This window comes from Staphylococcus sp. EG-SA-2, assembly GCF_017152085.1.
Window position 1 is genome coordinate 1 of record NZ_JACYHC010000775.1, and the last position, 1,431, is coordinate 1,431.

The 1,431-nt window shown below is 31.9% G+C and carries 3 protein-coding genes and 1 pseudogene; 3 read left to right on the forward strand and 1 reads right to left on the reverse strand.

The annotated features are described in order from the left end of the window. From IDG60_RS14045 to IDG60_RS14055, 3 genes and pseudogenes are all read left to right on the forward strand, one after another. Positions 1-127 (forward strand): annotated as a pseudogene (locus IDG60_RS14045) (IS6 family transposase); the annotation flags it as partial. 131 nt (positions 128-258) lie between these two features. Next, a complete protein-coding gene (locus tag IDG60_RS14050) occupies positions 259-501 on the forward strand; it encodes a LytTR family DNA-binding domain-containing protein (protein WP_001803415.1) in 243 nt (80 codons plus the stop codon). A gap of 28 nt (positions 502-529) precedes the next feature. Next, positions 530-862, forward strand: coding sequence for a DUF3021 domain-containing protein (locus IDG60_RS14055; protein WP_001803416.1), 333 nt, complete (start codon positions 530-532; stop codon positions 860-862). 321 nt (positions 863-1,183) lie between these two features. On the opposite strand, the gene IDG60_RS14060 is transcribed toward IDG60_RS14055, so the two are convergent. Further along, on the reverse strand, positions 1,184-1,431 hold a 248-nt coding region (locus tag IDG60_RS14060), incomplete at its 5' end, for a 23S rRNA (pseudouridine(1915)-N(3))-methyltransferase RlmH (RefSeq protein WP_206160815.1).

A 1,431-nucleotide genomic window follows, 5' to 3' on the forward strand; every position in this document is an offset into this window, starting at 1 on the left:
CAATACAGCAAAGAATACTTTAAAAGGTATTGAATGTATTTACGCTCTATATAAAAAGAACCGCAGGTCTCTTCAGATCTACGGATTTTCGCCATGCCACGAAATTAGCATCATGCTAGCAAGTTAAGCGAACACTGACATGATAAATTAGTGGTTAGCTATATTTTTTTACTTTGCAACAGAACCATCATGTTTACCCAATTGATCTAGAACAAATTGCACAGTTCATAGTAGAAGATAAACAGGTATGCGATAACAATGAATAATAAAGCTTTAAAACTTTATCAGCGACTTTACCAAATTGAAGAGCTTGTCGGTTCAATATTCGTGCGTATTTCAAAATCAGAAATTATCAATCTAAATTACATTGATCACTTGAAGTTAGAAACAAATGGAATGGTCCATCTCACTATGAAAAAATTATTCCACGCTGTTCAAAAAGGTGCGTTCACTGGTCTTATGATTTCTGTCATTACTTCACTTATTTTTTTCAAGGGATAAATATGTACCACTATATCCAGATTCTTTTATGGGTAAAATTTATTATGAAAACTTTAATGAAGCGGTTATTATGCTAATATGTGTAGCACTATGGGCATTGATTGGAATTTTGTTTACTTATGGTAATTTGATATTTACAGATACCGATTGGAGTATAACAAAACAGACTGTAGTTCACTTTATATTGATGATAATCCTATTCTTCCCACTCGCTATTCTAGCAGGTTGGTTCCATCTGAACTTTGAGAATATTATTAGTTTCATCATAATATTTATTGTAGTGTATATCACGATGTGGTTTGGGACATATCAAAGAAATAAAAAGATAATTCATGAGGCAAATAATAAATTAGGTCATTAATATAAGGAAGTCTTAACTTTTAAGACTACTAATAATCTTAATATTCGATTGAAAACTAATTATTGTAAGGTGGAAGGTATGAATAATTATTTCATATCTTCTTTTTAATATTAAAATATAATACTAAATTAATAATCATATTCTTTCATTAATAAGCTATATATAACTATCCCGCCTATTTATTTAATTATTAATAAACCTTACAGATAAAAACCGCTACTAAAGAGGATATGGAAATCCATCTCTACTTTATTGTTTTCTTCAAATATTATCTCGTAATTTACCTTGTTCATTAAACAAAAAACTGGATAAAAAACCGCATCATTTGTGGTACGCTTCTCCACGCATAATCTTAAATGCTCTATACACTTGCTCAATTAACACAACCCGCATCATTTGATGTGGGAATGTCATTTTGCTGAATGATAGTGCGTAGTTACTGCGTTGTAAGACGTCCTTGTGCAGGCCGTTTGATCCGCCAATGACGAATACAAAGTCGCTTTGCCCTTGGGTCATGCGTTGGTTCAATTCTTGGGCCAATCCTTCGGAAGATAGCATCTTTCCTTGTA